We start from the raw sequence: 6,498 nt of genomic DNA, 5'->3' as shown, positions 1-6,498 counted from the left end.
CGGCGGCGAACCGCTTGAGCGTCGCCCGTTTCTCCTCGTCGACGCCGCGTGTCACGTGTTCGCTTGGGGTGCTGGTGGACAAAGGGGTTTCGACGCCCGGAGAGCGGCCGCCACCCAAACGGCTTTCCGCGCCGACGGCCTCCGTTCGGTCGATGAGTCGCACGACGGACGGGGACGACGAGGAGTGGGCGATCAGCCTCGACGACCTCGAAGAGGGCGAAGACGGGACGACGGGGTACGAGCCCGCGCCGATCGAGCCGGGCGACCCCACGGCCGAGGGCGTCGGGTTCGTCGTTCTCGGCGCCGCACTGACGCTCGTGGTCCTGTTCGGCGGCTTCTGAGCTCGCCACGGTTTCGACGACCGCACCGCCACGACCTCGGCGATCAACAGCCCGCCACGTCTAAACCGACCCGGGCCGATCTCCGGCCATGGAGAGCTACCGGACGCTTCTCGTCGACGCGTTCACGACGGAGCCGCTGGCGGGCAACGCCGCCGGGGTGGTGCCCGACGCTTCTGGGCTGAGCGACGAGCAGATGCAGGCGATCGCGCGCGAGCTGTCGGTCTCCGAGACCGCCTTCCTCCTCCCCTCGACCGAGGCCGACCGGAAGGTGCGCTACTTCACGCCGACACAGGAAGTCGACCTCTGTGGCCACGCGACGATCGCCGCCCACGGCGCGCTGTTCGACGACGGCGTGATTGACGCCGGGAGCTACACGCTGGAGACCGAGGTGGGCGTGCTGGAGATACAGGTGACCGAGACGGGCGCGGTGTGGATGACCCAGAACGCCCCGCAGATCTTCGAGGTCGACCTCGACTACGGCGCGGCCGCCGACGCGCTGGGGATCGACGAGGCGGCGTTCAAGGACGTGGGCGCGGACCTCCCGCCCGCGTACGCCTCGACCGGGCTGCCGTTCCTGATCCTCCCGGTGAACTTCCTCGAACACCTCTCGGCGATGGAGCCGGATTACGACGCCGTCGAGGCGCTGGCGGCGAAACACGACACCGAGGGGATCTACACGTTCACGTTCGACGCGATCGGCCGGAGTCAGGACTCGACGCTACACGGCCGGGCGTTCGTCCCCGGTCTCGGCGTCGACGAGGACCCCGTGACCGGCACCGCCTCGGGCGCCTGCGGCGCCTACCTCGACCACTTCGCGGCGTTCGACGACGAGTTTCCCGAACGAATGACGTTCGAGCAGGGCCACTTCCTCGACCGGCCGGGCTACGTCGGCGTGCGCGTCGACGGCCGGACGGTGCAGGTCGGCGGCGACGCGGTGGTGTCGCTGGACGGGTCGCTGACGGTGCCGGAGTACGACGAGGACGAGATCATCGAAGCCTGAGGCTTGCTCGGTGCGTGGGCGTTGTCGACGGAGCGGTTCGGGCTAGGGCAGCTCCTTCCACTCCTTCCCGCAGTCCGGACACTTCCGGACGTTGTACACCTCGTCCGGCGGGTTCTCGGTGGCGAGGGTCTTCTCACACTCCGCACAGTTGAGCCGCTGGTAGGTGTCCTTGTAGAGTTCGTCGTTGCGTAGCCCCTTCCGCGTGCTCTTCATACCCCCCGGTTCGGGTGCCAACGCAAAAAGGCCCCGCACGGATCCGCACTCGTTCGGGCACCGAGCGATCGGCTCGAACTGATACCCCCCGCGCTGTCGGCGCGCGCACGACGGTGGACGAACATATTCGATTCTTCCCAGCGTGTGAAAATTCGAGGGGTGTTTTTCGGGTTTTCGCGACGGATTTCGAACGAAGCGCGCGCTGTAGCGAGCGAAAAGCAGGTGAGAGCACGTCGGCCCCGATCGGAGGCTGATACGAATGCACGAGCCAGACGACGACATCTCGATATCGATCGACGACGACGAACTGGACCGCATGGAGCGCGCCCTCGACGACACCGAGTACGACACCGAACTCGGCGTCGAGATGGCCAAGGACGCCCGGCGGGTCGCCGCGGGCGAACTCTCGGAGGCGGAGTTCTACCGCCGCCACCACGAGGACGTCCTCGAGGAGTTCGGCGAGGACGACCGGGAGATATCCGGCCTGCTCGACGGCGAGTTCGAGGGCGACAACATCGACGAGACGCTCTCCTCGCTGGCCGAGCGCGAGGACCTCTCCCGGCGCGAGATCATGAAGAAAGGCGGCGCGGCCGCCCTCGCGCTGTCGATGTTCGCGGCCGCCGGCCAGCGAACCGCGAACGCGCAGTCGGAGGAGAGCGACGACGGGACGCGCTGGGGGATGACGATCAACCTCAACAACTGCGACGGCTGTCTCGCCTGTGTCGTCGCGTGCAACGAGGAGCACGGCACGTCCCGGGGCGCGAACTGGATGTACGTGTTCACCTACGAGGACGAGGATCAGGACGACGAGAACTTCCTCGTCCGGCCGTGTCAGCACTGCACGGACTCCCCGTGTACGAAGGTGTGTCCGGTCGGCGCACGTCACACCCGCGAGGAGGACGGCCTCGTCCTCACGGACTACGACATCTGCATCGGCTGCCGGTACTGCGAGGTGTCGTGTCCGTACGGCGTCAACTACTTCCAGTGGGGCGAGCCCGACGTCCCGGACTCCGAGATCCCCGACGAGAACCAGATCGACGACCGCGGGAAGTGGGTCGGCGCACGCCCCCCGAAGGGGGTGATGGGCAAGTGTACGTTCTGTGTCGACCGGCAGGACGGTCAGATGGGCGAGGAGAAGGTCGGCACCACCGCCTGCGAGGAGGCGTGTGCGATGAACGCCATCCACTTCGGCGACCTGAACGACCCGGAGAGCGACCCGAACCAGCACCTCCGCGAGTACCGCGACCAACAGGAGAACGACATGACCTACCCCAACCGGAAGGAGCACACCGTCTCCACGTTCAAGCTCATGGAGGAACGCGGCACCAGCCCCAACGTCCACTACATCGGGAACGAGCCGTCGCCTCACGCCGAGCAGGTCGAGGGGCCGGTCACGTACGAGGAACGGGGCATCGTCGACAACCGCAAGGAGGAAGTGCTCGACAACGGCGCGATGGCGAACAAGGAGGGGGAGCAGGCATGACGGCCGCCGGCATCCGCCCCCTTCGTGACTGCGCGTCGGCTCCGTTGGCCCGTCCCGACGGGGGTGAGCGACCGTGAGCGTCGACGTCACCGGCGTCGACCGGGAGACGCTCGTCCGGCCCATCCAGACGCGCTCGAAGTACACGGTCGCGGTGCTGCTGGCGGCGTTGGCCGGCCTCGGAATCTGGCTGTACTTCTACCTCCAGCAGCTCCAACACGGCCTCATCGTCACCCATCTCGGCGACTGGGGCTCCGGCGGCGGCGTCCCGTGGGGGCTGTACATCGGCGCGTTCATCTGGTGGGTCGGCATCGCCCACGGCGGCATCATCCTCTCGGCGGCGGTGCGGCTGCTGGGCATGGACACGTACCAGCCCGTCGCGCGCATGGCGGAGCTGTTGACGATCGCGGCGCTGTCCTGTGCCGGCCTCTACATCCTCATCCACGTCGGCCGGCCCGACCGCCTCGTCACGAGCGTCCTGCCCGCGTGGCCGTGGCGCGTCCACTGGTCGCCGCTGGTCTGGGACGTCACCGTCATCACCGCGTACTTCGTGCTGACGGCGACGTACCTGCTGTTGACGATCCGGTACGACATTGTCCGGCTACGCGACCGGCTGCCGGATCGCTTCGAACCGCTGTACGAGGCGCTCACGATCGGCTACACCGAGAAGGAGGACGCCGTCGTCGAGCGCATGGTGTGGTGGCTCGCGTTCGCCATCATCATCATGGCGCCGCTGTTGCTCCACGGGGGCGTGATCCCGTGGCTGTTCGCGCTCCTGCCGTCGATGGCCGGCTGGGCGGGCGGCGTCCAGGGGCCGTCGTTCCTCTCGATCGCGCTGACCTCGGCGGTCAGCGGGATCATCATCGTCGCCGCAGCGTTCCGGTACGCCTACGACTGGGAGGAGCTCATCCCGACGCAGGTGTTCTACGGGCTCTCGAAGTGGCTGGGCTTCTTCGGCCTCCTCTTCCTGTGGCTCCAGCTCCAGCAGGTCATCACCGGGATCTTCGCCGCGCCGACGACGCTCCAGCACGCCACCGAAGTCAAGATCGCGACGCCGATCTACTGGGTCGCGATCGGGCTGGTGATCCTCGCGGAGCTGTACGTGTTCGCGTGCGCGCTGAAGGCGGATCTGTTCACGATCCCGCGCATCGTCGCAGTGTCCGTGCTGGTGCTCGTCGGCACGCTGATCGAGAAGACGCTGTTCGTCGTCGAGGGGCTGCAGCACGCCCACTTCCAGCTGTACGACGCCGTCCCCGGCGTGTACGTCCCCTCTGTCGTCGAGCTGTCGTCCGTACTCGGCGCGGTCAGCATCGTCGTGCTGTTCTTCCTCGGGGTCTCGAAGGTGATCCCGGTGGTCGAACTGCACGCGATCGAAGGCGACCACGAGGAGGTGAGTGACCCATGATCCCGCTCTCGTCGGCGTCGTACACGCTGCCCTTCGTCGGGCCGGGCACGTACCTCATCTTCGGGATCGTGCTCCTGCCCGTCTACGTGATGGTGGCCGCGTGGTTCCTCGGCGACCCGAGCGACCGGAAGACCGCCGGCCTCGGGCTCGCCTACCTCGCCGGTCTCACCACCGCGCTGTGGGGCGGCCTGTTCGTCGTCACGATGCTGATCAAGGCCGTGTTCTTCTGAACGCGGCCCCGGAACCGCCCGCCAACCGCACCCGACTTCCCCAAACACCATGACCATCACCGCGACCGAACTCAGGGACCGACTCGGCGAGATCGACGACCCGCAGAACGGCGACGACATCGTCTCCATGGGGCTGGTAGACGAGGTCGCGATCACCGAGGACGCCGCGCGCGTCCGGCTGGCGTTCAACGCGCCGTACGCCCCGACCGAGATCGAACTGGGCAACGAGATCCGCGACGTCGTCGAGGACGCGGGGCTGGAGCCGGACCTGCGCGCGAGCGTCGACGAGAGCCACGGCTTCGACGACGACATCCTCCCGTCAGTGAAGAACGTGATCGCCGTCGCGTCCGGGAAGGGCGGCGTCGGTAAGACCACCGTCGCCGCGAACCTCGCGGCGGGGCTTCAGGACCGCGGCGCCCGCGTCGGCATCCTCGACGCCGACGTTCACGGCCCGAACGTCCCCCGGATCCTCCCCACGGAGAACGAACCCGGCGTCACGCCCGAGGGGGACATCGTCCCCCCCGCTTCCGACGGCGTGCGCGTGATGAGCACCGATCACATGATGCCCGAGGACGACGACCAGCCCGCGGTCATGCGCGGGCCGATGGTGAACAACGTGATGATGAAGTTCGTGAACGAGGTCCAGTGGGGCCGGCTGGACTACCTCGTCGTCGACCTCCCGCCGGGGACGGGCGACACCTCGCTGAACCTCCTGCAGACGCTGCCCGTCGCGGGCGTCGTCGTCGTCACGACGCCCCAAGAGATGGCGGTCGCGGACGCCCGGAAGGGGCTGCGCCTCTTCGAGGAGCACGGCGCGCCCGTGCTCGGCGTCGTCGAGAACATGTCCGCGTTCCAGTGCCCGAACTGCGACGACGTTCACGACCCGTTCGGCGCCGGCGGCGCCGAGGAGATCAGCGAGGACTACGACGTCCCGGTGCTCGCGGAGCTCCCCGTCCACCCCGACTTCGACAGCGAGGACGCCGACGGGCCGGCCGTCCGCGACGAGGAGAGCGACGTGCGCGAGGACCTCTTCGAGTTCGTCGACACGACCGCCGATCGGATCGGCGAACTGAACCGCCGAGCGGTCGCCGAACACGTCGCCGAGCGCGGCGACGACGTGCCCGCGGAAGCCGAGACGCCGAACGCCGACGCCTGATCCGCGGAGCGTCTTCCGGCCGCCCCCCTCGGGTCGGTCCGGAGACGATCAATTCGGAACGCTTGACCCCGCCCGCCGGCAAGCGGCTGGCGTGTCCCGCTCTCGGCTCTTCGGTGCACTCTGTGGCTACGCGTTTCTCGTCAACTTCACGCGGGTGGTGATGGCGCCGCTGGTGAGCGTGTTCATCGCGACGTTCGGCGTCGGCGAGGGGACCGCCGGCCTCGTCGCCTCGGCGGCGTGGATCGGCAGCGCGCTCCCCCGGATCCCGACCGGCTACCTGCTGACGAAAGTGTCGCGGCTGACGGTCGTGTTCTCGGCGGGGCTGGTGCTGGCGGTCGGTGCCAGCGTCGCCGCCGTCGCGTGGAGCGTCCCGCTGTTGATCCTCGGCGCCGGGCTCGCGGGGCTGTCCTCGGGGCTCTACTTCGTCACGGGCAACACGCTGGTCAGCGAACTGTTCCCCTCGCGGGTGGGCCGGATGATCGGCATCCACGGCACTGCCAACCAGATCGCCGCCGCCATCGCCGCGCCCGTGGTGACTCTCGCGGTCGGCAGCTTCGTCGACTGGACGCCCGTGCTGGCCGCACTGGGGCTGCCCGCCGACGAGCCCTGGCGGCTGGTGTTCGTCGCGCTCGCGGCCGGCGGGCTGCTCACGACCGCGGCGACGGTCGTGCTC

The 6,498-nt window shown here is 68.5% G+C and carries 8 protein-coding genes; 7 read left to right on the top strand and 1 reads right to left on the bottom strand.

The window, feature by feature from the left end; translation table 11 throughout:
- Positions 1-152: 152 nt before the first annotated feature.
- Both ACFR9S_RS13160 and ACFR9S_RS13155 read left to right on the top strand, forming a co-directional pair.
- Entirely contained in the window at positions 153-341 is a 189-nt protein-coding gene (locus ACFR9S_RS13160) for a DUF7312 domain-containing protein (RefSeq protein WP_379730725.1), read from the top strand.
- Between the two features lie 88 nt (positions 342-429).
- Positions 430-1,341 (top strand): PhzF family phenazine biosynthesis protein, encoded by a 912-nt coding sequence (locus ACFR9S_RS13155; protein WP_379730724.1) that lies wholly within the window; start codon positions 430-432, stop codon positions 1,339-1,341.
- Positions 1,342-1,383: 42 nt separating this feature from the next.
- On the opposite strand, the gene ACFR9S_RS13150 is transcribed toward ACFR9S_RS13155, so the two are convergent.
- Positions 1,384-1,554 carry an HVO_0758 family zinc finger protein gene (locus tag ACFR9S_RS13150; protein WP_379730723.1) on the bottom strand — a complete coding sequence of 57 codons (171 nt, stop codon included), beginning with the start codon at positions 1,552-1,554 and terminating at the stop codon, positions 1,384-1,386.
- 259 nt (positions 1,555-1,813) lie between these two features.
- Between ACFR9S_RS13150 and ACFR9S_RS13145 the strand changes: the two genes are divergently transcribed.
- The 5 genes from ACFR9S_RS13145 to ACFR9S_RS13125 all read left to right on the top strand — a co-directional run.
- Positions 1,814-3,037 (top strand): 4Fe-4S ferredoxin N-terminal domain-containing protein, encoded by a 1,224-nt coding sequence (locus ACFR9S_RS13145; protein WP_379730721.1) that lies wholly within the window; start codon positions 1,814-1,816, stop codon positions 3,035-3,037.
- A gap of 73 nt (positions 3,038-3,110) precedes the next feature.
- A complete protein-coding gene (gene nrfD, locus ACFR9S_RS13140) occupies positions 3,111-4,439 on the top strand; it encodes an NrfD/PsrC family molybdoenzyme membrane anchor subunit (RefSeq protein WP_379730720.1) in 1,329 nt (442 codons plus the stop codon).
- A complete protein-coding gene (locus tag ACFR9S_RS13135) occupies positions 4,436-4,669 on the top strand; it encodes a hypothetical protein (RefSeq protein WP_379730719.1) in 234 nt (77 codons plus the stop codon). The genes nrfD and ACFR9S_RS13135 overlap by 4 nt, the downstream gene beginning before the upstream one ends.
- Before the next feature lie 49 nt (positions 4,670-4,718).
- The gene (locus ACFR9S_RS13130; protein WP_379818850.1) at positions 4,719-5,825 is read left to right on the top strand and encodes an Mrp/NBP35 family ATP-binding protein; all 1,107 of its coding nucleotides are present in this window, start codon (positions 4,719-4,721) and stop codon (positions 5,823-5,825) included.
- Between the two features lie 91 nt (positions 5,826-5,916).
- Positions 5,917-6,498 (top strand): MFS transporter (locus tag ACFR9S_RS13125; protein ID WP_379818849.1); only part of this gene is annotated, 582 nt, incomplete at its 3' end.

The sequence above is a fragment of the Halolamina salina genome, from assembly GCF_042678005.1.
GTDB classification, from domain to species: domain Archaea; phylum Halobacteriota; class Halobacteria; order Halobacteriales; family Haloferacaceae; genus Halolamina; species Halolamina salina.
This window is presented reverse-complemented; position numbering and strand designations above follow the sequence as displayed.

Bases quoted from the DNA above. Each gene is read 5' to 3' on its own strand.
- ACFR9S_RS13160 (WP_379730725.1), top strand. From the start codon at position 153: ATGAGTCGCACGACGGACGGGGACGACGAGGAGTGGGCGATCAGCCTC.
- ACFR9S_RS13155 (WP_379730724.1), top strand. From the start codon at position 430: ATGGAGAGCTACCGGACGCTTCTCGTCGACGCGTTCACGACGGAGCCG.
- ACFR9S_RS13150 (WP_379730723.1), bottom strand. From the start codon at position 1,554: ATGAAGAGCACGCGGAAGGGGCTACGCAACGACGAACTCTACAAGGAC.
- ACFR9S_RS13145 (WP_379730721.1), top strand. From the start codon at position 1,814: ATGCACGAGCCAGACGACGACATCTCGATATCGATCGACGACGACGAA.
- ACFR9S_RS13135 (WP_379730719.1), top strand. From the start codon at position 4,436: ATGATCCCGCTCTCGTCGGCGTCGTACACGCTGCCCTTCGTCGGGCCG.
- ACFR9S_RS13130 (WP_379818850.1), top strand. From the start codon at position 4,719: ATGACCATCACCGCGACCGAACTCAGGGACCGACTCGGCGAGATCGAC.